Origin of the sequence: Xanthomonas bonasiae, assembly GCF_017163705.1 — a bacterium.
Lineage (GTDB): Bacteria > Pseudomonadota > Gammaproteobacteria > Xanthomonadales > Xanthomonadaceae > Xanthomonas_A > Xanthomonas_A bonasiae.
This window is the reverse complement of record NZ_JAFIWB010000032.1, coordinates 1-22593: the sequence shown is the minus strand read 5'-3', so window position 1 is coordinate 22593 and position 22593 is coordinate 1. Positions and strand designations below refer to the sequence as shown.

The window sequence follows — 22593 nt, the reverse complement described above, 5'->3', positions numbered from 1 at the left end:
TGTTCCCATGCGTACGCGTGCCCTGTGGCTGGGCCTGCTGTGCGCGTTCGCCGCCGTGCCGGCGCTGGCCCAGGCTCCGGCTCCGGCCGCCGCCGCCGCGCAGGATTCCTCGATCGTGCTGGTCGGCAAGGACGGCTGGTTGTTCCCTGCCTGGGGCAGCCTGACCGAGGTCGATGGCGCGGCGATCGAGCGCAATACCGCGTTGATCGCCGAAGCCCGTACCGCGCTGGCCGCGGCCGGCGTGGAGCTGGACGTGCTGGTGTTGCCGGACAAGGCCCTGTTCTACGAGGACAAGCTGCCCGACGGCAAGCGCATGAGCGATGCGGTGCGCGGGCGCTATGCGCTGATTCACGATGGCCTGGGCAAGGCGCAGGTGCCGGCGGTGGATGCGCTGCAGGTGCTGCGCCAGGTCAAGCAGGGCGGGCAGGAGGTGTTCTACCGCAGCGACCAGCACTGGACCCAGCCGGCGGCCGACGCGGTGGCGGTGGCGGTGGCCGCGCAGGTCCGCCAGCGCGTGCCGCGGCTGCAGGGCCAGGACGGCACCGGCATGGCCCTGGGCAGCGAGATCACCGAGCGCCGCTTCGGCGATCTGGCCGAACTGTTCCTGACCGATGCGCAGCGCAAGGCGATCGGCCGCGACACCTTCAGCGTGCGCCGCCAGTCCGAGCAGCAGGCGCTGCTGGACGATGCGCCGGCGCCGCTGCATGTCACCGGGCACAGCATGGTGCAGCCGTATTTCGGCTTCCCGCAGAAACTGTCCAACCTGCTGGATCGCCCGGTCTCGGTGAACTGGAAGCCCGGCAACGTCGGTCCCTGGGCGATGCTGCTGGAATACCTGGAATCGCCCGAGTTCCAGAAGGCCAGGCCGCAGGTGCTGGTGTGGCAGATGTTCGAGCCGTCCTATGCGCAGGGCCCGGATGCGCGCGGGCAGTGGGACAACGCCTCGATCATGAGCGCGGCGCAGTGGCAGGCGCGCCTGCACAAGGCCGTGGGAAAGTAGCCGATGCCTGCACGTCCCGGCGCGCCCGCGCCCCTGCCGCCGGCCGCGCCGGCGCGTGCGCACTTCGCCACGGCCGCGGTGCTGGTGGTGCTGCTGCTCGCCGGCCTGGCGTGCGGCGGCTGGCTGCTTGGCTGCGCGCCGCTGCCGGCGGCGTCGCTGGCGCCGGCGCGCTGGAGCGATGGCGCGGCCGGCCGTGCGATCGATGCGGCGTTGCAGCTGCCGTTGCAGGCGCGCGCCGATCTGGTCGGCGCGGCGTTGCGCTATCGGCTGCTCGGCGATGCGGGGCCGCAGGTCGCGCTGGGTTGCCCGGGCTGGTTGTTCTACCGCGATGGCCTGCGTCCGCCGGCGGCGGCCGGCGAAGCGGTGTTCGCGCAGCGCGTGCGGCTGATGCGGCATTGGTCGCGGCAGTTGCAGGCGCAGGGTGTGCAGCTGTTGGTGGTGGTGGTGCCGGACAAATCACGGATCGAGCAGGCGCACACCTGCGGCCTGGGCTATTCGGCGCCGATGCGCGCGCGGCTGGGGCAATGGCAACAGGCGCTGGCCGCCGCGGGCGTGGCCTCGACCGACCTGCTGCCGGTGCTGCAGGCCGGCGACGTGCCGGTGTTCTTCCGCACCGACGTGCACATGAACCGGATCGGCGCGCAGCGCGCGGCCGATGCGGTAGCCGCCTCCGCGCTGCCGCTGCTCGGCGGGCGCGGCGGGCAGGCCTTCGCCGTCGCCGCGCCCGGCGCGCCGACGCCGCGGATGGGCGACCTGATCGTGCTGGCCGGCCTGGAGCACGCGCCGCCGGCCTGGCGCCCGGCGCTGGATCGCGAACCGGAGCAGAGCATCGCGCCGCTGCGCGGCGGCGGTCTGCTCGACGACACACCGCCGGTGGAGGTGCTGCTGCTGGGCAGCTCCAACGGGCGTCGCAGCCTGTTCGGCGAGCGCCTGGGCAATGCCCTGAGCCGCGAAGTGTGGAACCAGAGCCTGGACGGCGGCCAGTTCTCCGGCGCGCTGCTGGCGGCCTGGCCGCAGCGCGCGCAATGGCCGCCGAGCCTGAAGCTGGTGATCTGGGAATTCTCCGAAATGGCCCTGTCCTTGCCGCTGACCGATGGCGAGCAGGCGGCATTGGCCGGGATCGACTGAGCGCCGACCGACGATGCTGTTCAACTCCTTCCTGTTCCTGCTGCTGTTCCTGCCGATCGCGCTGGGCGTGCACTACCTGCTCGGTGCGCTGCAGCCGCGCCTGGCCGCGCTGTGGCTGTGCGTGGCCTCGATCGTGTTCTACGGCTGGTGGAATCCGCAGTTCGTGGTGCTGCTGCTCGGCTCGATCGTGTTCAATTACCTGGTCAGCCTGCTCGTGCTGGCGCTGGCCCAGCGGCCACGGCTGCAACTGCTGGTGGTCGCGCTGGGCGTGGTCGCCGACCTGGCGTTGCTGATGCACTACAAGTACGTCGCGGCCATGGTCACCTTCGCGCACGACCTGGGCGTCGACATCGGCCCGATGGATGCGTTGATCCTGCCGCTGGGCATTTCCTTCTTCACCTTCACCCAGATCGGCTACCTGCTCGACTGCCGCGCCGGCCTGGTCAACGACCGCAGCCCGCTCAGCTACGTGCTGTTCGTGACCTTCTTCCCGCACCTGATCGCCGGCCCCATCCTCCACCACAAGGAAATGATGCCGCAGTTCAGCAGGCGCGAGACCTACCGCTTCCACGCCGACAACCTGTCAGTCGGCGGCATGCTGTTCGTGATCGGCCTGGCCAAGAAGGTGTTGCTGGCCGACAGCATCGCGCCGTACGCCGACGCCGGTTTCGCCAGCACCGGCGAGCTGCAGTTGTGGGGCGCATGGGCCACCGCGTTGAGCTACGCGCTGCAGCTGTATTTCGATTTCTCCGGCTACTCGGACATGGCGCTGGGGCTGGCGCGGATGTTCGGCATCCGCTTCCCGCTCAACTTCAATTCGCCGTACAAGGCGACCAGCGTGATCGACTTCTGGTCGCGCTGGCACATGACCCTGACCCGCTACATCACCGCCTACCTGTACTACCCGGTGGCGATGGCGGTGACGCGCTGGCGCAGCCGCCACGGGCGCGCCAGCGGCCCGGCCGCGGTGGCCTCGGCGGGCGGCTTCCTGTCGTTGATCGTGCTGCCCACGGTGTGGGCGATGGGCCTGGCCGGCATCTGGCATGGCGCCGGCCTGCAGTTCCTGATCTTCGGTCTGCTGCATGCCGCCTACCTGGCGATCAACCATGCCTGGCGCATCTTCGTCGTCGGCCGCACGCCGGCGGCGCTGCGCACGTTCAATCCGCTGCAGCATGTCGGTTACCTGTTGCTGACCTTCGCTGCGGTGCTGGTGGCGCAGGCGTTCTTCCGCGCCGATGGCGTGGGCGATGCATGGAAGTTGGTGCAGGGCATGGCCGGCCTGCGCGGCGCGGAAAGCCTGCACGGCCTCGGCCATATCGCCGGCATGGGCCTGGGCGATGCCTGGCGCCTGCTGATCGGCCACCACGTGCAGTTGCTGTACATCGCGCTGCTGCTGGCGCTTGTATGGCTGGCGCCGAACGCGCACCAGATCATGGGCGTGTACTCGCCCGCGTTGAGCAAGCCGAACCCGGCGCCGCGCGCGTGGATGCGCTGGCAGCCCAACCTGCCGTGGTTGCTGGCGATGCTGTCGCTGCTCGTGCTGTGCCTGTCGAGCCTGCACAAGGCATCGCGTTTCCTCTATTTCCAGTTCTGACAAGGTGAACCCCATGGACATGCAGACCCTCCAGACCCAGCTGAGCGACATCGTCGAGAGCGTGATCGGCACCCGCGTGCAGCCCGACGAATACATGGAATCGTTATTCGATTCGATGTCCAAGGTGCAGCTGATGGTCGAGGTCAAGGACCGTCTCGGCGTGACCCTGCCGATCGACGAGATCGACACGCTGGTCGAATCGGTGCAGGTGCTGGCCGAGTACGTGGCCGCGCACCGGCGTTGAGCGCGGACCGCGCCAGGAGCCGCATGCATGCGCTTTGATTTCGAGCGATGCCGTTTCGTCGAGCGCGAACACGCCGCGCAGGCGCCCGCGCTGCGCGATGCAGACGGCGTGCTGGACTGGGCCGGGGTGTACCAGGCCACGCAGGAGTGGGCCGCCCGCGCGCAGCGCGCTGGCGTGCAGCCGGGCCATGCGCTGGTGATCTGGGGCCACAAGCAGTCCGCCTTCGTGGTGGCCATGCTCGGCTGCCTGCAGCTGGGCGTGACCTATGTGCCGGTGGACACCATCAATCCGCCGGCGCGGTTGCAGCGCATCGTCGCGCTGGTGCATGCCGCCGCGGTCTACGACGCCGCCACCGATGCGTTCGGCCCTGGTGCCGACGACGCGCGCGCGCTGGCGGTGCCGGAGCTGGCCTACATCATGTTCACCTCCGGCAGCACCGGCGATCCCAAAGGCGTGCAGATCGGCCGCGACAGCGTGGCCCTGTTCGCCGGCTGGATCCGCGACTGCCTGGCGCTGGGGCCGGCGCCGGCCTTCCTCAACCAGATGCTGTTCAACTTCGATTTCTCGCTGTTCGACCTGTGCGGCGCGCTCGGTCTGGGCGGGTGCTGCGTGCTGTGCCCGCGCGAGGTGATCGCCGATAGCGACCGTTTCGTCGACCATCTGCGCCAGTCCGACGTGGCGGTGTGGGCGTCCACGCCCTCGTTCGTGCGCCAGCAGCTGCTCAATCCGCGCTTCAGCGCCGAGCGCCTGCCCGCGCTGCAGGTGTTCGTGTTCGGCGCCGAGTCGCTGACCCCGCGTGTGGCCGAAGAGGTGTGGGCGCGCTTTCCGCAGGCGCGCATCGTCAACTCCTACGGCCCGACCGAAGCGACCTGTTCCACCACCTGGGTGGAGATCGATGCCGCACTGCGCGCGGCCGCACCCAACCCGTTTCCGATCGGCGTAGCCAAGCCGTATGCCGAGATTTTCCTCGACGCCGGCGAGATCTGCATGGCCGGCGACCACGTGATGCGCGGCTATCTGGACCGCCCCGACCTCGACCAGGGCGTGCTGTTCGAGCACAACGGCAAGCGTGCCTACCGCAGCGGCGACCTGGGCGAGGTCGATGCGCAGGGCCGGCTCTACTTCCGCGGCCGCAGGGACGACCAGATCAAGCTCAACGGCTATCGCATCGAACTGGCCGAAGTGGATGCGGCGCTGTCGACCCTGGACGGCGTGGTCGCCGGTGCTGCCGTGGTGCTGCGCCGGCCCGATGGCAGCCTGGTGCGGATGATCGGCTTCGTCGAACTGTCGGTGCCGGGCGTCGGCGCGGTACAGCCGCTGCCGGATGCGCTGCGGGACTGGAAGCAGCAACTCGCTCGCCGCGTGCCGGCCTACATGATTCCCTCCGAACTGATCGCCGTGGACGCGTTGCCCACCGGCAACAGCGACAAGGTCGATCGCAAACAACTGGAGCAGCGCTATGCCATGGCGCGCACGCTCCGCAGCCAGGAAACGCCACGATGAAATTGATGCTCGCATTGCTTGCCGCCACCGCGCTCGCGCCACTGGCCGCCACCGCCCAACAGGGCGCCGCGGAAGGCCGCCTCGCGCAGCTGTACGCCGCGCGCCCGCCGGCCGGTTCGGCGTTCGTGCGCGTGCTCAACCCGGGCGATGCCGCGCTCGAGGTCGGCATCGGCAATGGCGCCGCACAGCGCATCGGTCCGGCCACCCGCGCCACCCGCTACGCCATCGTCGAAGGCGGCAAGCCGTTCGCGCTGCGCGTGGCCGGCAAGGCGCGCGAGCAGGCCCAGGTCGCCGCGGGCAGCTTCACCACGCTGGTGCTGGACCCGGCCGCGCCGTCGCGGCCGCTGGCGGTGCTGGCCGATGGCGGCGGCAGCAGCGACGCGCTCAAGGCCGAGATCCGCTTCTACAACCTGGCCGGCGGCTGCGGCCAGGCGCGGCTGGCGATCGCCGACAACGGCGCGGTGGTATTCCCGGCCGTCGCCGCGGGCGCCAGCAGCGCGCGCGCGATCAACCCGGTCAAGGCCCGCCTGGTCGCCACGTGCGGCAGCAAGGACAGCGTGCCGCTGGCGCTGCCGTCGCTGCAGCCCGGCGACCACTACAGCCTGTTCCTGAGCGGCAGCGGCAATGCGCTGGTGCTGCAGGGCCAGCTCAGCGGCACCGATCCGTTCGGACGCTGAGCCATGCGCGAGCGCCCCGTGTTCCGCGAAGACCACACGCTGTTCCGTGCGCAGGTGCGGCGTTTCATCGACAGCCAGATCGCCCCGCACTACGCGCAGTGGGAGCGCGACGGCATCACCCCGCGCGCGCTGTGGCGTGCGGCCGGCGCGGCCGGCCTGCTCAACTGCCAGCTGCCCGAACCCTACGGCCTGGGCGGCGACGCCGGGCATGCCGCCTGCGTGATCGAGGAACTGGCGCGGGCGAATTTCCTCGGCATCGGCTTCTCGATCCATTCGGACATGGTCGCGCCGTACCTGATGCAGTACGGCAGCGACGCGGTGCGCGACGCGTGGTTGCCGAAGATGGCGCGCGGCGAGGCGATCGGCGCGATCGCGATGACCGAGCCCGGCGCCGGCAGCGATCTCAAGGCGATCCGCACCCGCGCCGTGCGTCACGGCGAGCACTACCTGCTCAACGGCCAGAAGACCTGGATCACCAACGGCAGCAATGCCGACGTGGCGGTGGTGGTGGCGACCGTGGCGCCGGAACTGGGCGCGCGCGGCTTGAGCCTGTTCTGCGTCGACACCGCACTGCCCGGTGTCGTCCGCGGCGCGCCGATGGCCAAGATCGGCCAGCACGCGCAGGACACCAGCGAGCTGTTCTTCCAGGACGTGGCGGTGCCGGTCTCGCACCTGCTCGGCGCGGAACAGCGCGGCTTCGATTACCTCGGCGAACAACTGGCCGCCGAACGCCTGGCGATCGCGCTGCGCGCCGCGGCCTCGGCCGAAGGCATGCTCGACCAGACCCTGGCCTACGTGCGCCAGCGCAAGGCGTTCGGCCGCCACCTGATCGACCACCAGAACACCCGTTTCGTGCTCGCCGACGCGGCGTCGCGGCTGGCGATGCTGCGCAGTTTCCTCGACCAGTGCCTGGGCGAGCACATGCATGGCCGGCTGCAGGCGACCACCGCGGCGATGGCCAAGCTCAACGCCACCGAGATCCAGGGCCAGGTGCTGGACGCGCTGCTGCAGCTGCACGGCGGGTACGGCTACAGCAGCGAATACGGCATCGGCCGCGCCTGGGCCGATGCGCGCGCGCTGCGCATCTTCGGCGGCACCAGCGAGATCCTGCGCGACATCATCGGCCGCGCCCTGTAGCAGGCGCGCGGCGGGCGGCTATTGGCGTCCGGCGCGCCACTGCCGGCGCAGCGCCTGCGCACGCGGCGAGTCCTGCGACAGCCACGGGTCCAGCGCGAACGCGAAGATGCCGGCGGCGCCGCTGCGCTGCGCCCACGCCAGCTGCTTCTGGATGCGTGCGGCATCGGCGGTCTGCGCCTGGAAGTGGCTGCCGTCGGCCGCCGAGCTGGGCAGTTCCTCGAACAGTTCGACCACCACGTCGAAGGCGACCTGGCGCGCGCGCAGCGACGCCAGCAGCGGATCCACGCCGTCCAGGTTGTCCAGCCCGGCGACGCCGACGCCGTCCTGCACCATCGGCCGCAGCGGCACCTGGTCGAGGATGCGGTTCCACAGCTGCGTCAGCGAACCGCTGGTCTGCAGCCGGCTGAAATACGTGGAGATCGCGGTGACCTTTTCGGTGCCGGCGCTGGCCGCTGCGCACAGCGCGGCCAACCAGCTGCACAGGCGCTGCTGCCGCGCGTCCTGCGCCCAGTGGAACTGTTCCAGTTCGTACGGCAGGTACCAGCCGTCGAAGTTGGCCTGCCTGCGCCACGGCGCGGCCTGCAGATAGGCGCGCGCGTTGTCCAGGGTCAGCGCCAGGAACGCATCCAGCGTGGCCAGGTCCGGCGCCTGCAGCGCCTTCCACCAGCCGCTGTGATACGGCAGGCCGACCCGCACCTGCAGGCCGGCGGCGGCGGCCGTGGAGAAGATCAGCTGCAGCGTGCTGTCCGGCAGGGTCCAGTCCGCATCGCCGCCGCTGCCGTACAGCCCGGCCCACTGCACCACGATCTGTCGGCAGCCCAGGCGCTGGGCGAGCGCCATGTGCTGTTGCCAGTCCTGCGCGCCCAGGTCCAGGTGGCTGCGCCACGGCTGGATGAAGCTGCCGTCGAAACGCGGCGGATTCGAACAGCCCGGCAGCAGGCCCAGTCCGAACGCCGCCGGGGCCAGCACGGCCAGCCGCAGCAGGTCGCGCCGGCTCGGCGAGAAGAAAGAGGATCCAGGGCGATCGTTGTGCATTGCCTGCGCGCGGCGGAGTCCAGGTCGTTGTTCTACAGCATCGCCACGAAAAATCGCGTCGCGCCGCATGCGCGATGCGACGACGGTCGCCGCAAACGCGCCGCTGCGGGTGGATTTCGCAGTGGCGCGCGGTGCCGGCCTCGCGTCCCGCTCGATGAGGCGCCAAGCACGCCGGCTGGGAAAGGCCGCCACACGGCGGCCGACACCACCGGCCACCGCTGCTGCACAGGACTTGCGAAGGGTCGGCCGGGTGCAGTGTGGGAGGGGCCTCGGCCCCGGCCCCATCCGCAGCCGCGAACACCCACGGTCACGCTGACCGGACCAGGCTGCAAGCGCGCGCCAGTCGGCGGATAATCGGCGCAGCACTCGGGCACAGGAGCAGGGCATGATCCGCGACATCATCCGCATGGGCGACCAGCGCCTGCTGCGCATCGCGCAGCCGGTCGATACGTTCGGCAGCGCGCAGTTGCACGCCTTGGTCGCCGACATGTTCGAGACCATGGACGCCGCACGCGGCGTCGGCCTGGCCGCGCCGCAGATCGCAGTGGACCTGCAGTTGATGGTGTTCGGCTTCGACAGCAATGCGCGCTATCCCGATGCGCCGGCGGTACCGCGCACCGCACTGGCCAACGTGCAGATCGAGCCGCTGTCCGACGAACTGGAGGATGGCTGGGAAGGCTGCCTGTCCATTCCCGGGCTGCGCGCGGTGATCCCGCGCTACCGGCAGATCCGCTACCGCGGCCTGGACCCGGACGGCAACGCGGTGGTGTGCGAGGCCGAAGGCTTCCATGCGCGGGTGGTGCAGCACGAGCACGATCATCTGATCGGCCGGCTGTACCCGTCGCGGATCCGCGACTTCGGCAAGTTCGGCTTCGAGGACGTGCTGTCCTACGAGCTGTAGCGCTTTGGTCGGCGTTTCCCCCTGTAGGAGTGGCTTCAGCCGCGACCGGGCGTTACCGGTAATGCCCGGTCGCGGCTGAAGCCGCTCCTACAGGTCCAGGCGGCCGAGAGAACCCGAGTGCCGGAATGCACACGGCCCGCTGTGCGCGGGCCGTGGCAAGGTGCATCTGCGCGTTCCGCGCTCGCTTACTTGAGCGCCTTGAAACGCAGCCGCTTCGGACCGGCGTCGTCGCCCATGCGGCGGCGCTTGTCGATCTCGTACTCGCGGTAGTTGCCCTGGAAGAACTCCACGTGCGAGTCGCCTTCGAACGCCAGGATGTGGGTCGCGATGCGATCCAGGAACCAGCGGTCGTGCGAGATCACGAAGGTGTTGCCGGGGAACTCCAGCAGCGCGTCTTCCAGCGCGCGCAGCGTCTCGATGTCCAGGTCGTTGGACGGTTCGTCGAGCAGCAGCACGTTGCCGCCCTGCAGCAGGGTCTTGGCCATGTGCAGGCGGCCGCGTTCGCCGCCGGACAGGCTGCCGACCAGCTTCTGCTGGTCCTGGCCCTTGAAGTTGAAGCGGCCCAGGTAGGCGCGCGACTGGATCTCCACGCCGTTGATGTTGAGGATGTCCAGGCCGCCGGAGACTTCCTGGAACACGTTGTGGTTGCCTTCCAGCTTGTCGCGGCTCTGGTCCACGTAGGCCAGCTTCACCGTCGGCCCGAGCACGATCTCGCCCGAGTCCGGCTTCTCCTTGCCGATGATCATCTTGAACAGCGTCGACTTGCCGGCGCCGTTGGGGCCGATGATGCCGACGATGGCGCCGGACGGCACCAGGAAGCTGAGGTCGTCGATCAGCAGGCGGTCGCCGAACTTCTTGGTGACGTGCTTGAACTCGAGCACCGCGTTGCCCAGGCGCTCGCCCGGCGGAATGAAGATCTCGTTGGTCTCGTTGCGGCGCTGGTAATCGACCGACTGCAGTTCTTCCAGGCGCGCCAGACGCGCCTTGCCCTTGGTGCGGCCGCCCTTGGCGTTCTGCCGCGACCATTCCAGTTCCTTCTGGATCGCCTTCTGCCGCGACTTCTCCTGGTTGTCTTCCTGCTTCAGGCGCTCTTCCTTCTGCATCAGCCAGTCGGTGTAGTTGCCCTTCCACGGGATGCCGCGGCCGCGGTCCAGTTCCAGGATCCACTCGGCGGCGTTGTCGAGGAAGTAGCGGTCATGGGTCACCGCCACCACGGTGCCGGTGTAGCGCGCCAGGAACTGTTCCAGCCATTCCACCGACTCGGCGTCCAGATGGTTGGTCGGTTCGTCGAGCAGCAGCATGTCCGGCTTCTGCAGCAGCAGCCGGCACAGCGCCACGCGGCGCTTCTCGCCGCCGGACAGCGGGCCGATCACCGCGTCCCACGGCGGCAGGCGCAGCGCGTCGGCGGCCACTTCCAGCTGCTGTTCCAGCAGGTGCGCATCGCCGGCGGCCAGGATCGCCTCCAGCCGCTGCTGTTCGGCGGCGAGCTTGTCGAAGTCGGCGCCTTCCTCGGCATAGGCCTCGTAGATCTTGTCCAGCGCGGCCTGCGCCTGCAGCACCTCGCCCACGCCTTCCTCGACCGCTTCGCGCACGGTCTTGGCCGGGTCCAGCTCCGGCTCCTGCGCCAGGTAGCCGACCTTGATGCCCGGCTGCGGGCGCGCTTCGCCGCTGAAATCGGTGTCCACGCCGGCCATGATCTTCAGCACCGTGGACTTGCCGGCGCCGTTGAGGCCGAGCAGGCCGATCTTGGCGCCCGGGAAGAACGACAGCGAGATGTCCTTGATGATCTGGCGCTTCGGCGGCACCGTCTTGCTGACGCCGTTCATGGTGTAGATGTATTGCGACATGGGGTCTCCGGAAGGCGCAGGACGCCCGCCGGCCGGGGCCGGAAGGCGCGAAATGGATGTCCGCGATTATAGCGGCACCGGCGCAGGCACGTCGGCGGCTGGCGCGCATGCGCCGCGTACCGACGCGGTACCGGCGCGGTCGGGTTCAGGCGGCCGCGGCCTGCACCTGGCGGCGCTGGCGCTGCCGGTAGACCAGCGTGCACGCCACCAGCAGCAGCATCGCCAGCCACTCGCTGCCCAGTGCCGCCTGCATCGCCGCCAGGCTGCCGCCGCCGCGCGCGTGCGCGTAGACCGCGCCCAGCGCCGCCGGGCCCAGGCCCATCGCCGCCTGCAGGACGGTGGAGAGCATGGCGCTGCCCGCACCCGCATGTTCGGTCGGCACCTGCGACAGGCCGATGCGGTAGAAGCAGGCCACGATCCACGCCTGTCCGGCGCCGATCAGCGCGGTCGCCGGCGCCAGCGCGCGCCAGCCGGGATGCGGCCACACCGCGTGCAAGGTCCACGCCAGCGCGAGCAGGCCCAGCATCTGCACCATGCAGCCCAGCAGCAGCGTCGGCAGCAGCCCGAACCGGGCCACTCCGCGCGCGCTGACCAGCGCCGAGCAGAAGTACGCCGCGCCGAGCACGATGAAGGCATTGCCCGACTGCAGCGGCGACAGCCCGGCGCCGGACTGCAAGGTCAGCGCGAGCACGAACATGAAGCCGCTCCAGCAGGCGAAGAACACCCCGCCCAGCAGCAGCGCGAAGCGCACGCTGGGCAGGCGCAGCAGCGCCGGCGGCAGCAGCGGCACGCGGCCACGGCGCTGCTGCCAGGCTTCGGTGCGGGCCAGCGCCGCCAGCAACGGCACGCTCGCGGCCAGCACCGCCAGGCACGGCGCCGACCAATGCAGGGTGGGGCCGAGCGCCAGCGGCAGCAGCAGGCAGGCCAGGAACAGCCCCAGCAACCCGGCGCCGGCCAGGTCGGGCGGCATCCGCCGCGCCGCGCGCGTCTCCGGCACCGCGCGCAGGCCCGCCAGCGCCAGCACGCAGAACGGCAGGTTGATCAGGAAGATGGCGCGCCAGCCGGAACCGGCGATGTCGGCCGTGACCAGGGTGCCGCCCAGCACCTGGCCGATGACGAAGGCGATTCCGCCCAGCGAGCCGTACAGCGCCAGCGCCCGCGCATGCGCCGCGCCGCGCAGGCTGACGTGGATGGTGGCGAGGATCTGCGGCACCGCCAGCGCCGCGCCCAGGCCCTGCAGCACGCGGCCGGCGAGCAGGGCGGGCACGGAGCCGGCCAGTCCGCACAGCAGCGAGGCCACCGCGAACAGCAGCACGCCGGCGGCGAACACCCGGCGCCGGCCCAGGTTGTCGCCCAGCCGCCCGCCCGCGGCCAGGCCCACCGCGAACGCCACGCCGTACACCGCCACGATCAGTTCCAGCGCCGTCGCCGAGGCGTGCAGCGTGTGGGCGATGGAACCCAGGGCGACGTTGATGATGGAAAAGTCGATCAGCGGCAGCATCTGCCCGAGCAGCAGGATCGCCAGGCCCCAGGTGCCCAGCGTCGGCGGCGAGGCGCTGGGGCAGGCGCATGCGGGCGGCTGCCGGTCGAGGCGATCGAGGGAATGGGGCGTGGCGGAGGGGGCGGAGGAGGTGGTCATGGCGCGCAGTATCCGGACCGCTTAAACTGGTACAAGTAGTTATTTATCCTGGTATTGGCGCTTCCTGCCTGGGGCTGGGATCGCTGCGGTGGAGCAGGGAGAACAGCAAGATGTTGAGTGATCGGGTGAATCCCATGACCGACGCGGCGGGCGGTGGCGCCGTTGCCGCGCACGGTACTGCGCTGGCGGCCGAACGCGCGCGCGCGCTCGGCGCCTTCCTGCGGGCGCGCCGCGAGAGCCTGGATCCGGCGCGGCTGGGCCTGCCGCGTGCCGGCAGGCGCCGCACGCCGGGCCTGCGCCGCGAGGAGGTGGCCGCGCTCGCCGACGTCGGCGTCACCTGGTACACCTGGCTCGAACAGGGACGGCCAGTGCGTGCCTCCGCACGCGTGCTGACCGCCATCGCCGGCGCCTTGCAGTGCTCGGAGGTGGAAACCGGCCACGTGCTGGCGCTGGCCGGATTGGGCGATGCGGCGCCCCGGCTGCAGCCCCTGTGCGAGCAGTTGACCGACACCGGGCGCATGCTGCTCGACCAGCTCGGCCCCTGGCCGGCGATGCTGCAGAGTCCGCGTTTCGACATCCTCGGCGCCAATCCGGCCTTCGAGCGGCTGATGGGGGTGACCCTGGCGGATCTGCCGGACGCCGACCGCAACTGCGTCTACCAGGCGTTCACCAACCCGCACTGGCGCGCCCGCCTGGCCGATCGGGACAACGTCCTGCAGCACATGGTGGCGCTGTTGCGCGCCGCCATGGGCGAGCACCTGGGCGAGCCGGCCTGGGAGCGCCTGCTGGCGCGCTACCGCGCCGCCTCGCCCGAGTTCGACGCCTTGTGGCAGCAGCGGCGCGAGGTGCGCGGAGTGGAAAACCAGCTCAAGCGCTTCCACCACCCGCAGGCGGGCGAACTGCACCTGCAGCAGGTCAACTGGTGGTCGGCGCCGCGCAACGGCAATCGGCTGGTGGTGTACCTGCCTGCCGACGAGGCGGCGCGGGTCGCGCTGCTGCAACTGCATGCGCAGTCGGCCGAGGTCGCCGCGCCGGCCCATCGCCACTGAGCGCAGGTGCGCAGTCCGGGACCAGGGGCCTGGGACGGCGCAGGCGGCGCTGCGTGCCGGGTTGCGGCGGACAGGCCCGCGCCGGTGGCGCCGATCACGTCGAAACGCCGCTGTGGACAGGAAAAAGAGGGCCGAAACGTAATGCGCGCTTACCCGTTTCGGGAAAGCTGAATACGTAACCGGTTCCAGCAGGAAGCGGTTCAGACGACAAGCGCATTAATGCAGTCGTGACACCAAAAGTGACGGAGCAGCCATGAACATCAAACGCATTGCCACCCTTGCCCTTTCGTCCCTGCTGGCGCTGGGTTTCATGGCGCCCGCCGCATTCGCCCGCGACGGCTGGGACGACCGCGATCCGCGCGGCTGGCACGACCGCGATCACGACCGGCGCGACTACGACCGGCGCGACCGCGATCGCGACCGCTACTGGCGCGAACGCGAACGCCACGACGACCGCCGCTACTACAGCCAGGGCTATCGCGACGGGTATCGCAGCCGTCCTGACGTCGTCTACTACCGTCCGGGTCCGCCGCCGTGGGCGCGCGGCCAGCGCTACTACGGTCCCAACTACGTGGTCTACGACTACGACCGCTACCAGGTGCGGCGCCCGCCGTACGGCTACCGCTGGGTGCGCGACGACCGCGGCAACCTGCTGATGGTCGCCATCGCCAGCGGCATCATCGCCGACCTGGTGCTCAACGGCCGCTGATCCTGGCCGCACGGCACGCCACGACGGCCTCCTTCGGGAGGCCGTCGTCGTTTTGGTTCGCCGCCGGCCCTGCGCGGGGCTTAAACTAGCGGTCTGCCTTTTGTCCATGCCCCTGGAGACCCGATGTTCCCGCGTGCCGCCCGCATCGAAACCTACGATCCCGAACTGGCCCAGGCCATCGCCGCCGAAGCCGGCCGCCAGGAAGACCATGTCGAGCTGATCGCCAGCGAGAACTACTGCAGCCCGCTGGTGATGGAAGCCCAGGGCAGCCAGCTGACCAACAAGTACGCCGAGGGTTACCCGGGCAAGCGCTACTACGGCGGCTGCGAATTCGTCGACATCGCCGAGCAACTGGCGATCGACCGGGTCAAGCAGCTGTTCGGCGCCGACTACGCGAACGTGCAGCCGCATTCGGGGTCGCAGGCCAACCAGGCGGTGTACCTGGCGCTGCTGCAGCCCGGCGACACCATCCTGGGCATGTCGCTGGCCCACGGCGGCCACCTGACCCACGGCGCCAAGGTCAACGTCTCCGGCAAGCTGTTCAACGCGGTGCAGTACGGCGTGAACGAGCAGGGCCTGATCGACTACGACGAAGTCGAGCGGCTGGCGCTGGAGCACAAGCCGAAGATGGTCGTGGCCGGCTTCTCCGCGTATTCGCAGAAGATCGACTGGGCGCGCTTCCGTGCCATCGCCGACAAGGTCGGCGCGGTGCTGTTCGTGGACATGGCGCACGTGGCCGGCCTGGTCGCCGCCGGCGTGTATCCGAGCCCGCTGGAGCATGCGCACGTGGTCACCTCGACCACCCACAAGACCCTGCGCGGCCCGCGCGGCGGCATCATCCTGGCCAAGGGCGCGAGCGAGGACCTGGTCAAGAAGCTGCAGTCGATCGTGTTCCCGGGCATCCAGGGCGGTCCGCTGATGCACGTGATCGCGGCCAAGGCGGTGGCGTTCAAGGAAGCGCTGGAGCCGGAGTTCAAGGACTACCAGCAGCAGGTGGTGAAGAACGCGCAGGCGATGGCCAACACCCTGATCGCGCGCGGCTACAAGATCGTCTCCGGTGGCACCGAGAACCATCTGATGCTGGTCGACATGATCGGCAAGGACGTGTCCGGCAAGGACGCGGAAGCGGCGCTGGGCAAGGCCCACATCACCGTCAACAAGAACTCGGTGCCCAACGATCCGCGCTCGCCGTTCGTGACCTCGGGCCTGCGCCTGGGCACCCCGGCCATCACCACCCGCGGCTACCTGGAGCAGGACAGCATCGACCTGGCCAACTGGATCGCCGACGTGCTCGACGCCCCGGCCGACGCCGCGGTCATCGCCCGCGTGCGCGACGCGGTGACCGCGCAGTGCAGGAAGTATCCGGTGTATGGCTGAGCGGCGGGGATTCGGGATTGGGGATTCGGGATTGGCCAACGGCCGTTCCCGTGGACCCGCGCGTTCCCGAATCCCCAATCTCCAATCCCCAATCCCGGCACTCTGAATGCACTGCCCCTTCTGCCAGCACACCGACACCCGCGTGATCGATTCGCGGGTGTCCGAGGACGGCGCGACGATCCGTCGCCGCCGCGAGTGCGAGGCGTGCGGCGAACGGTTCAGCACGCTGGAGACGATCGAGCTGAAGCTGCCGACGGTGATCAAGAGCGACGGTGGCCGCGAGGCCTTCGATGCGCGCAAGCTGCGCACCAGCTTCGATCGCGCGCTGCAGAAACGGCCGGTGGCCGAGGAACAGATCGAGGCGGCGGTGCGCGCGGTGGTGCACCAGCTGCGCATGTCCGGCGAGCGCGAATTGCCGTCGATCCGCGTCGGCGAGTACGTGATGGCCGAGCTGCGCAAGCTCGACCACGTCGGCTACGTGCGCTTCGCCTCGGTCTACCGCAGCTTCCAGGACGTGGCCGATTTCCGCGAGGAGATCGAGAAGCTCGAGCGCGAGCTGCCGGTGGGCAGCGAGCAGTTGCCGCTGCTGGAGCTGGTCCGCGCCGACAAGCCGGGCGACAAGTCCGGCAAGCGCTGAGGGCGGCATGCGCATCGTCTGCCTGGCCGAGGCGCCGCAGCATATTTCCGCATTGGCCCGCGAACATCTGCAGGCCTTCGGCGAGATGCTGCCGGAGTGGAACGTGGTCGAGGCCGAGGCCGACCTGCGCAGCCATCGCTGCGACAGCCGCATCCCGACCAGCTGGATCGCGCTCGAGGGCGACGACTGGCTCGGTTCGGTCAGCCTGCTGCAGAACGACGATGCGCGCATCCGCCAGTTCTCGCCGTGGCTGGCGACGCTGTATGTGCGCCCGCAGGCGCGCAGCGGCGGCGTCGGCGCGCGGCTGGTCGCGCATTGCGTGCAGGCCGCAGCGCGGCTGCAGGTGGGGTATCTGTACCTGTATTGCGAACCGCGGCTGGTGCCGTACTACGAAGGCCTGGGCTGGCAGCCGCATGTGCAGCTGCCGCTGGGCCCGCTGCAGGTGACGGTGATGCGCATCGACGCCGGCGCGTTGGCGGCACCGGCGCAGACCGCATGAGCGCGGACGTCATGAGCGCGGACGTCATGAGCGCGGACGTCATGAGCGATTTTTCCGCCGACGATCATCGGCACATGGCGCAGGCGCTGCGCCTGGCCGAGCGCGGCGCCTACACCACGCGTCCCAACCCGATGGTCGGCTGCGTGATCGTGCGCGACGGCGCCGTGGTGGGCGAGGGCTTCCACCAGCGCGCCGGCGGCCCGCATGCGGAGGTGTTCGCGCTGCGCGCCGCCGGCGCGGGCGCGCGCGGCGCCACCGCCTACGTGACCCTGGAACCGTGCGCGCACTACGGGCGCACCCCGCCGTGCGCGCTGGCGCTGATCGAAGCCGGGGTGACGCGGGTGGTGGCGGCGATGGCCGATCCGTTTCCGCAGGTCAACGGCGGCGGTTTCGCGCTGCTGCGCGAGGCCGGCGTCGAGGTTCGCTTCGGGCTGATGGAAGCGCAGGCGCGCGCGCTGAATCGCGGCTTCCTGTCGCGGGTGGAACGCGCCCGGCCGTGGCTGCGGGTCAAGCTCGGCGCCAGCCTGGACGGGCGCACCGCGCTGGCCAGCGGCGAATCGAAATGGATCACCGGCGCGGCTGCGCGGCAGGACGTGCAGCATTGGCGCGCGCGCGCCGGGGCGATCCTCACCGGCGCCGGCACCGTGCTGGCCGACGACCCGTCGCTGAGCGTGCGCCTGGACGACGGCGCCGAGGTCGTGCCGCCGCTGCGCGTGGTGCTGGATGCGCAGCTGCGCACGCTGCAGCAGGCCAAGGTACGCGACTCCGCGGCGCCGACCCTGTACCTGCATGCGCCGGGCGTGGCGCCGCCATCGCTGCCCGGGGTCGAGTTCGCCGCGGTCGCGCTGCAGGCCGGCCGCTTCGATCTGGGCGCGGTGCTGCAGTTGCTCGCCGCGCGCGGCATCAACGAGGTGCAGGTCGAGGCCGGCGCGACCCTGAGCGGCGCGCTGCTGCGCGCCGGCCTGGTCGACGAGCTGCTGCTGTACCTGGCGCCGCTGCTGCTCGGCGACGCCGCGCGCCCGCTGCTGGCCGGGCTGGGCATCGACACGATGGCGCAGCGCGTGCCGCTGCAGTTGCTGGAGACGCGCCAGGTCGGCGACGACCTGCGCCTGCTGCTGCGGCCGGTGGCGACGGGCGCCGGGTAACGGCAACCGGCATCTGCTGCGCCGGCGCGCTGCCGCCATGGCGCAAGGTTGCCGCCTCCGCCGTGACGCTACGTCCCATCGGTGGCCCGTCCCGCCGCAGCGGCTGTCATGCCGCGCCCTGCTAGAATGCGCGAGCCGGTTCGCCGGCAACCACAAACGTCTTCAGGGCGGGGTGCGATTCCCCACCGGCGGTAGGTGCGTTCGCGCACGAGCCCGCGAGCGCTTGGGTCGTCGGACCGGCACGCAGGTGCGGTTCGGGGACGCAAGGTCAGCAGATCCGGTCCGATGCCGGAGCCGACGGTATAGTCCGGATGAAAGAAGACGGCCTTCGCGCAGCCTTGCGGCTGTGCGCGTGCCTGTTTGCCTTGTGGCGTTTTTCGCTCACCATGCTTGCGAGAAACGTTTATGTTCACCGGAATCATCGAAGGCGTCGGCCGCCTGGCCGCGCGCCAGCCGCAGGGCGGCGATATCCGCTTCACCTTTGCCACCGGCAGCCTGCCGTTCGCCGACGTGCAGCTCGGCGAGAGCATCGCGGTCAACGGCGTGTGCCTGACCGTCGTCGCCTTCGACGCGGCGTCGTTCCAGGCCGATGCGTCCACCGAAACCCTGTCCCTGACCACGCTCGGCGCGCTCGCCGAAGGCGCGGCGCTGAACCTGGAGCGGGCGATGCGTCCGACCGACCGGCTCGGCGGGCATCTGGTCAGCGGCCATGTCGATGGCCTCGGCAGCGTGCGGTCGATCCACGAGGACGCGCGTGCGCAACGCTGGCGCTTCGCCGCGCCGCCGGCGCTGCTGCGCTACATCGCCAAGAAAGGCTCGATCTGCGTGGACGGGGTCAGCCTGACCGTCAACGACGTGGACTATGCCGGCTTCGAGGTGGCGCTGATCCCGCACACGGTGGCGCACACCGCGTTCGCGCACACCGCGGTGGGATCGGCGGTGAACCTGGAAATCGACCTGGTCGCGCGCTACGTCGAACGCCTGCTGCACGGCCGCCAGGACTGACCTGCGCCTTCCCGTCGTCTGCCGTGCCGTCGCCGCTGCCCGCGGCGGCGCTTGGCGCCTTCCGTCTTCTGCGAGTCCCTCATGTCGCCATCCACCGCCCCTAGCCTGAACTTCGCCCCCGTCCCCGAGCTGCTGGAGGAAATCCGCGCCGGCCGCATGGTGGTCATCGTCGACGACGAGGACCGCGAGAACGAGGGCGACCTGATCATGGCCGCCGAGCTGGTCAAGCCCTCGGACATCAATTTCATGGTCACCCATGCGCGCGGCCTGGTGTGCCTGTCGCTGACCCGCGAGCGCTGCGCGCAGCTCGGGCTGGCGCCGATGGTCCAGCACAACACCGCGCAGTTCCACACCAACTTCACCGTCAGCATCGAGGCCGCCGAGGGCGTCACCACCGGCATCTCGGCCTACGACCGCGCGCATACCGTGCGCACCGCGGTCAAACCCGACGCCAAGCCGCACGACCTGAGCCAGCCGGGCCACATCTTCCCGTTGATCGCCCAGCCCGGCGGCGTGCTGACCCGCGCCGGCCACACCGAGGCGGCCGGCGACCTGCCGCTGCTGGCGGGGCTGGAACCGGCCGGGGTGCTGGTGGAAGTGCTCAATCCCGACGGCAGCATGGCGCGGCGCCCGCAGTTGGAGGAATTCGCGCGCCTGCACGGGCTGAAGATGGGCTCGATCGCCGACCTGATCGCCTACCGCCTGGCCACCGAGCACACCGTCGAGCGCATCGACGAGCGCCCCATCGAGACCGAGTTCGGCAGCTTCTCCCTGGTCACCTACCGCGACCGCATCGCCCACGACCTGCATTTCGCGCTGGTCCGCGGCACTCCCGACGCCGAAACGCCGACCCTGGTGCGGGTGCAGGTGGAGAACCCGCTGGCCGACCTGCTGCACTGGCGGCGCGACGATTTCGGCGTGGCCGCCAGCGACGCGCTGCGCGCGATCGCCGCGGCCGACAGCGGGGTCATGGTGGTGCTGTCGGCGCCGCGCGACAGCCAGGCGCTGCTGGCGCGGCTGCGCAAGCAGCCCGACGTGGCCGCCAACAGCAAGGACGTGGGGCAGTGGCGGCGCAACGGCGCCGGCAGCCAGATCCTGGCCGACCTGGGCCTGGGCAAGCTGCGCGTGCTGGGCACGCCGCGCCGCCAGGTCGGCCTGGCCGGGTTCGGGCTGGAGGTGGTGGAGCATGTGGAGTTGGAGCCGGGATTGGGGAGTCGGGAGTCGGGAGTCGGGAAAGGCTGATTCCCTGACGCTGCTTCGCTATCGGCGCTGCAAGCGCTTCCGGGGCCCGAGCCCGGAACACGCCGCCTGCTAAACTCTCCCACCCACTGAACCTGCCACCGCCATGACCCACTACGAAGGCGACCTCCGCGCTCCCGAAGCGGCCCGTTTCGCGATCATCGCCAGCCGCTGGAACGCGCGCATCACCGACGTGCTGGTCGCCGGCGCGCGCGCGAGCCTGTCCGGCAACGGCATCGCCGACGACGCGGTGGACGTGATTCGCGTGCCCGGCGCGTGGGAACTGCCGCTGGCCGCCGCGCGCCTGGCCGCCGCCGGCAAGCACGCGGCGATCATCGCGCTGGGCTGCGTGATCCGCGGCGACACCCGCCACTACGAACACGTGGCCGATGGCTGCGCCGAAGGCCTGCTGCGGGTGTCGCTGGACTTCCGCATCCCGGTGCTCAACGGCGTGCTGGCGGTGGAGCAGGTCGAGGACGCCGAGGCGCGCGCCGGCGGCAGCCATGGCAACAAGGGCGAGGAAGCGGCGCTGACCGCGCTGGAAATGGTCAATCTCCTGGAGCTGCTGCCATGAACAAGCCCGCTGGCCACAAGCATGTCCGTCGCGACGGCGTCGATCCGGTGCTGCGTTCGCGCGCGCGCCGGCGTGCGCTGCAGGCGATCTACGCCTGGCAGATCGCGGGCGGCACCGCGCAGCACGTGATCGCGCAGTTCGCGCACGAGCAGGCGCACGAGATCGCCGACCTGGTCTACTTCGAGAACCTGGTCGAAGGCGTGCTCAAGCACCGCGCCGAACTGGATGCGGCGCTGGTCGGCTACCTGGACCGCACCGTCGAGGAAGTGGACGCGATCGAGCGCGCGGTGCTGCGCCTGGCCGCTTACGAACTGCTGCACCGCCACGACGTGCCGTACCGCGTGGTGATCAACGAAGCCATCGAGACCGCCAAGCGTTTCGGCTCCGAACACGGCCACACCTACGTCAACGGCGTGCTCGACCGCGCCGCGCTGGAATGGCGCACGGTGGAGTCGGGTGGCGCGGGCGCCTAACGGCGCGGGATTGGGCATTTGGGATTGGGGATTCGCAGGAGCTGCATTCCCTCCCGAGCCACGGCTGTGGCCTGGCTGTTGCCAATCCCCAATGCCGAATCCCCAATCCCGGCTCCCAAAATGCCTGAATTCGATCTGATCGATCGCCTGCGTGCCCGGATCGGGACGCATGCGGACGTGCCGTTGGGCATCGGCGACGATGCGGCGCTGCTGCAGCCGCCGCCGGGCGAGCAGCTCGCGATCACCACCGACACGCTCAACGCCGGTGTGCACTTTCCGCTTGAGACCGCGCCTGCCGACATCGGCTGGAAGACGCTGGCGGTGAACCTGTCCGACCTCGCCGCGATGGGCGCGCAACCGCGCTGGTGCACGCTGTCGCTGTCGTTGCCGCACGAGGATGCGCGCTGGATCGACGCCTTCGCCGACGGCTTCTTCGCGCTGGCCGATGCGCACGGCATCGTGCTGGCCGGCGGCGACACCACGCGCGGGCCGCTGTCGCTGTCGGTCACCGCGATCGGCAGCGTGGCGCCCGGCGCGGCGCTGCGCCGCGACGGCGCCCAGCCGGGCGACGAGATCTGGGTCAGCGGCCGTCCGGGCGAGGCTGCCGCGGCGTTGGCGCTGTGGCAGGCCGGGCGCCTGGATGTGGCCCGTGCCGCCGCCGATCCCGTCCACGAGCATCTGCGCCAGCGCCTGTTGCGGCCGTCGCCGCGAGTGCAGGCCGGGCGGCGCCTGCGCGGCCTGGCGCACGCCTGCGTGGACATTTCCGACGGCCTGCTGGCCGACCTGGACCACATCTGCGCGCGCAGCGGCGTCGGCGCCGAACTGTGGCTGGCCGCGTTGCCGGTGGTCGCCGCGCCGGCGGAGGCGAGCGCCGCGCAGGTGCACGCCTGGCAACTGGGCGGCGGCGACGACTACGAGCTGTGCTTCACCGCCGCGCCGGCGCAACGCGCGGCGATCGTGCAGGCATTGCAGGCGATCGGCGAGCAGGCGACGCCGATCGGGCGCATCGTCGCCGGCGGCGGCATCGTCGTGCGCGACGCGCACGGTCAGCCGTGGCAGCCGCCGCGGCGCGGCTACGAGCATTTTTTCGCCGGTTAGCGGAAATCCGCGAGTCGCTTCGCGCCGGACCCTCACCCCAACCCCTCTCCCGGTGGGAGAGGGGCTAAAGCACACCGCGCCGT

At 70.6% G+C, this 22593-nt stretch carries 22 protein-coding genes and 1 riboswitch; of the genes, 19 read left to right on the top strand and 3 right to left on the bottom strand.

Annotation, left to right across the window (positions count from 1 at the left end; translation table 11 throughout):
- The first annotated feature begins 7 nt into the window (after nucleotides 1-7).
- Genes JR064_RS20405 through JR064_RS20375 form a run of 7 tightly spaced genes read left to right on the top strand, consistent with a single transcriptional unit; the run spans nucleotide 8 to nucleotide 7283 of the window.
- Nucleotides 8-1000, top strand: a complete 993-nt coding sequence (locus JR064_RS20405; RefSeq protein WP_206230942.1) for an alginate O-acetyltransferase AlgX-related protein — start codon at nucleotides 8-10, stop codon at nucleotides 998-1000.
- A 3-nt stretch (nucleotides 1001-1003) separates the two neighbouring features.
- A complete protein-coding gene (locus JR064_RS20400) occupies nucleotides 1004-2128 on the top strand; it encodes an alginate O-acetyltransferase AlgX-related protein (protein WP_241093193.1) in 1125 nt (374 codons plus the stop codon).
- Nucleotides 2129-2141: 13 nt separating this feature from the next.
- Nucleotides 2142-3722: an MBOAT family O-acyltransferase gene (locus JR064_RS20395; RefSeq protein ID WP_206230941.1), complete on the top strand. Its 1581-nt coding sequence runs from the start codon at nucleotides 2142-2144 to the stop codon at nucleotides 3720-3722.
- Between the two features lie 13 nt (nucleotides 3723-3735).
- Nucleotides 3736-3966: an acyl carrier protein gene (locus JR064_RS20390; RefSeq protein WP_009576418.1), complete on the top strand. Its 231-nt coding sequence runs from the start codon at nucleotides 3736-3738 to the stop codon at nucleotides 3964-3966.
- A 27-nt stretch (nucleotides 3967-3993) separates the two neighbouring features.
- The gene (locus JR064_RS20385; RefSeq protein ID WP_206230940.1) at nucleotides 3994-5469 is read left to right on the top strand and encodes an AMP-binding protein; all 1476 of its coding nucleotides are present in this window, start codon (nucleotides 3994-3996) and stop codon (nucleotides 5467-5469) included.
- Entirely contained in the window at nucleotides 5466-6146 is a 681-nt protein-coding gene (locus tag JR064_RS20380; RefSeq protein ID WP_206230939.1) for an alginate O-acetyltransferase AlgF, read from the top strand. The genes JR064_RS20385 and JR064_RS20380 overlap by 4 nt, the downstream gene beginning before the upstream one ends.
- Before the next feature lie 3 nt (nucleotides 6147-6149).
- On the top strand, nucleotides 6150-7283 hold the full coding sequence (locus JR064_RS20375) for an acyl-CoA dehydrogenase family protein (RefSeq protein ID WP_206230938.1): 1134 nt from the start codon (nucleotides 6150-6152) through the stop codon (nucleotides 7281-7283).
- An 18-nt stretch (nucleotides 7284-7301) separates the two neighbouring features.
- On the opposite strand, the gene JR064_RS20370 is transcribed toward JR064_RS20375, so the two are convergent.
- Entirely contained in the window at nucleotides 7302-8318 is a 1017-nt protein-coding gene (locus JR064_RS20370; RefSeq protein ID WP_206230937.1) for a DUF4434 domain-containing protein, read from the bottom strand.
- A gap of 385 nt (nucleotides 8319-8703) precedes the next feature.
- On the opposite strand from JR064_RS20370, the gene def reads away from it, so the two are divergent.
- A complete protein-coding gene (def, locus tag JR064_RS20365) occupies nucleotides 8704-9219 on the top strand; it encodes a peptide deformylase (protein ID WP_191825476.1) in 516 nt (171 codons plus the stop codon).
- A 185-nt stretch (nucleotides 9220-9404) separates the two neighbouring features.
- Here def and ettA read toward each other — a convergent pair whose 3' ends face one another.
- Both ettA and JR064_RS20355 read right to left on the bottom strand, forming a co-directional pair.
- Nucleotides 9405-11066 (bottom strand): energy-dependent translational throttle protein EttA, encoded by a 1662-nt coding sequence (ettA, locus tag JR064_RS20360; RefSeq protein WP_179568447.1) that lies wholly within the window; start codon nucleotides 11064-11066, stop codon nucleotides 9405-9407.
- A 145-nt stretch (nucleotides 11067-11211) separates the two neighbouring features.
- Nucleotides 11212-12705: an MFS transporter gene (locus JR064_RS20355; RefSeq protein ID WP_206230936.1), complete on the bottom strand. Its 1494-nt coding sequence runs from the start codon at nucleotides 12703-12705 to the stop codon at nucleotides 11212-11214.
- 134 nt (nucleotides 12706-12839) lie between these two features.
- Between JR064_RS20355 and JR064_RS20350 the strand changes: the two genes are divergently transcribed.
- From JR064_RS20350 to thiL, 11 genes are all read left to right on the top strand, one after another.
- The gene (locus tag JR064_RS20350) at nucleotides 12840-13754 is read left to right on the top strand and encodes a helix-turn-helix transcriptional regulator (protein WP_206230935.1); all 915 of its coding nucleotides are present in this window, start codon (nucleotides 12840-12842) and stop codon (nucleotides 13752-13754) included.
- 253 nt (nucleotides 13755-14007) lie between these two features.
- On the top strand, nucleotides 14008-14463 hold the full coding sequence (locus tag JR064_RS20345) for an RcnB family protein (protein ID WP_179568441.1): 456 nt from the start codon (nucleotides 14008-14010) through the stop codon (nucleotides 14461-14463).
- Nucleotides 14464-14586: 123 nt separating this feature from the next.
- A complete protein-coding gene (glyA, locus tag JR064_RS20340) occupies nucleotides 14587-15840 on the top strand; it encodes a serine hydroxymethyltransferase (protein WP_191825479.1) in 1254 nt (417 codons plus the stop codon).
- A 106-nt stretch (nucleotides 15841-15946) separates the two neighbouring features.
- Entirely contained in the window at nucleotides 15947-16477 is a 531-nt protein-coding gene (gene nrdR, locus JR064_RS20335; protein WP_009576486.1) for a transcriptional regulator NrdR, read from the top strand.
- Between the two features lie 7 nt (nucleotides 16478-16484).
- Entirely contained in the window at nucleotides 16485-16976 is a 492-nt protein-coding gene (locus JR064_RS20330) for a GNAT family N-acetyltransferase (RefSeq protein WP_206230934.1), read from the top strand.
- A gap of 26 nt (nucleotides 16977-17002) precedes the next feature.
- Entirely contained in the window at nucleotides 17003-18121 is a 1119-nt protein-coding gene (gene ribD, locus JR064_RS20325) for a bifunctional diaminohydroxyphosphoribosylaminopyrimidine deaminase/5-amino-6-(5-phosphoribosylamino)uracil reductase RibD (protein WP_206230958.1), read from the top strand.
- 154 nt (nucleotides 18122-18275) lie between these two features.
- Nucleotides 18276-18448: riboswitch (FMN riboswitch) on the top strand.
- Between the two features lie 78 nt (nucleotides 18449-18526).
- The gene (locus JR064_RS20320) at nucleotides 18527-19126 is read left to right on the top strand and encodes a riboflavin synthase (RefSeq protein ID WP_206230933.1); all 600 of its coding nucleotides are present in this window, start codon (nucleotides 18527-18529) and stop codon (nucleotides 19124-19126) included.
- A 105-nt stretch (nucleotides 19127-19231) separates the two neighbouring features.
- Nucleotides 19232-20368: a 3,4-dihydroxy-2-butanone-4-phosphate synthase gene (gene ribB / locus JR064_RS20315; RefSeq protein WP_179569399.1), complete on the top strand. Its 1137-nt coding sequence runs from the start codon at nucleotides 19232-19234 to the stop codon at nucleotides 20366-20368.
- Between the two features lie 103 nt (nucleotides 20369-20471).
- A complete protein-coding gene (gene ribH / locus JR064_RS20310; protein ID WP_206230932.1) occupies nucleotides 20472-20939 on the top strand; it encodes a 6,7-dimethyl-8-ribityllumazine synthase in 468 nt (155 codons plus the stop codon).
- Complete coding sequence (nusB, locus tag JR064_RS20305; protein WP_179568429.1) at nucleotides 20936-21412, top strand: transcription antitermination factor NusB; 477 nt, start codon at nucleotides 20936-20938, stop codon at nucleotides 21410-21412. Before ribH ends, nusB begins: the two co-directional genes overlap by 4 nt.
- Before the next feature lie 120 nt (nucleotides 21413-21532).
- Nucleotides 21533-22510 carry a thiamine-phosphate kinase gene (gene thiL, locus JR064_RS20300; RefSeq protein ID WP_206230931.1) on the top strand — a complete coding sequence of 326 codons (978 nt, stop codon included), beginning with the start codon at nucleotides 21533-21535 and terminating at the stop codon, nucleotides 22508-22510.
- Nucleotides 22511-22593 lie beyond the last annotated feature (83 nt).

What these genes read in the sequence shown, in the direction of transcription:
- JR064_RS20405 (WP_206230942.1), top strand. Translation starts at nt 8, where the DNA reads ATGCGTACGCGTGCCCTGTGGCTGGGCCTGCTGTGCGCGTTCGCCGCC.
- JR064_RS20400 (WP_241093193.1), top strand. Translation starts at nt 1,004, where the DNA reads ATGCCTGCACGTCCCGGCGCGCCCGCGCCCCTGCCGCCGGCCGCGCCG.
- JR064_RS20395 (WP_206230941.1), top strand. Translation starts at nt 2,142, where the DNA reads ATGCTGTTCAACTCCTTCCTGTTCCTGCTGCTGTTCCTGCCGATCGCG.
- JR064_RS20390 (WP_009576418.1), top strand. Translation starts at nt 3,736, where the DNA reads ATGGACATGCAGACCCTCCAGACCCAGCTGAGCGACATCGTCGAGAGC.
- JR064_RS20385 (WP_206230940.1), top strand. Translation starts at nt 3,994, where the DNA reads ATGCGCTTTGATTTCGAGCGATGCCGTTTCGTCGAGCGCGAACACGCC.
- JR064_RS20380 (WP_206230939.1), top strand. Translation starts at nt 5,466, where the DNA reads ATGAAATTGATGCTCGCATTGCTTGCCGCCACCGCGCTCGCGCCACTG.
- JR064_RS20375 (WP_206230938.1), top strand. Translation starts at nt 6,150, where the DNA reads ATGCGCGAGCGCCCCGTGTTCCGCGAAGACCACACGCTGTTCCGTGCG.
- JR064_RS20370 (WP_206230937.1), bottom strand. Translation starts at nt 8,318, where the DNA reads ATGCACAACGATCGCCCTGGATCCTCTTTCTTCTCGCCGAGCCGGCGC.
- def (WP_191825476.1), top strand. Translation starts at nt 8,704, where the DNA reads ATGATCCGCGACATCATCCGCATGGGCGACCAGCGCCTGCTGCGCATC.
- ettA (WP_179568447.1), bottom strand. Translation starts at nt 11,066, where the DNA reads ATGTCGCAATACATCTACACCATGAACGGCGTCAGCAAGACGGTGCCG.
- JR064_RS20355 (WP_206230936.1), bottom strand. Translation starts at nt 12,705, where the DNA reads ATGACCACCTCCTCCGCCCCCTCCGCCACGCCCCATTCCCTCGATCGC.
- JR064_RS20350 (WP_206230935.1), top strand. Translation starts at nt 12,840, where the DNA reads ATGACCGACGCGGCGGGCGGTGGCGCCGTTGCCGCGCACGGTACTGCG.
- JR064_RS20345 (WP_179568441.1), top strand. Translation starts at nt 14,008, where the DNA reads ATGAACATCAAACGCATTGCCACCCTTGCCCTTTCGTCCCTGCTGGCG.
- glyA (WP_191825479.1), top strand. Translation starts at nt 14,587, where the DNA reads ATGTTCCCGCGTGCCGCCCGCATCGAAACCTACGATCCCGAACTGGCC.
- nrdR (WP_009576486.1), top strand. Translation starts at nt 15,947, where the DNA reads ATGCACTGCCCCTTCTGCCAGCACACCGACACCCGCGTGATCGATTCG.
- JR064_RS20330 (WP_206230934.1), top strand. Translation starts at nt 16,485, where the DNA reads ATGCGCATCGTCTGCCTGGCCGAGGCGCCGCAGCATATTTCCGCATTG.
- ribD (WP_206230958.1), top strand. Translation starts at nt 17,003, where the DNA reads ATGAGCGCGGACGTCATGAGCGATTTTTCCGCCGACGATCATCGGCAC.
- JR064_RS20320 (WP_206230933.1), top strand. Translation starts at nt 18,527, where the DNA reads ATGTTCACCGGAATCATCGAAGGCGTCGGCCGCCTGGCCGCGCGCCAG.
- ribH (WP_206230932.1), top strand. Translation starts at nt 20,472, where the DNA reads ATGACCCACTACGAAGGCGACCTCCGCGCTCCCGAAGCGGCCCGTTTC.
- nusB (WP_179568429.1), top strand. Translation starts at nt 20,936, where the DNA reads ATGAACAAGCCCGCTGGCCACAAGCATGTCCGTCGCGACGGCGTCGAT.
- thiL (WP_206230931.1), top strand. Translation starts at nt 21,533, where the DNA reads ATGCCTGAATTCGATCTGATCGATCGCCTGCGTGCCCGGATCGGGACG.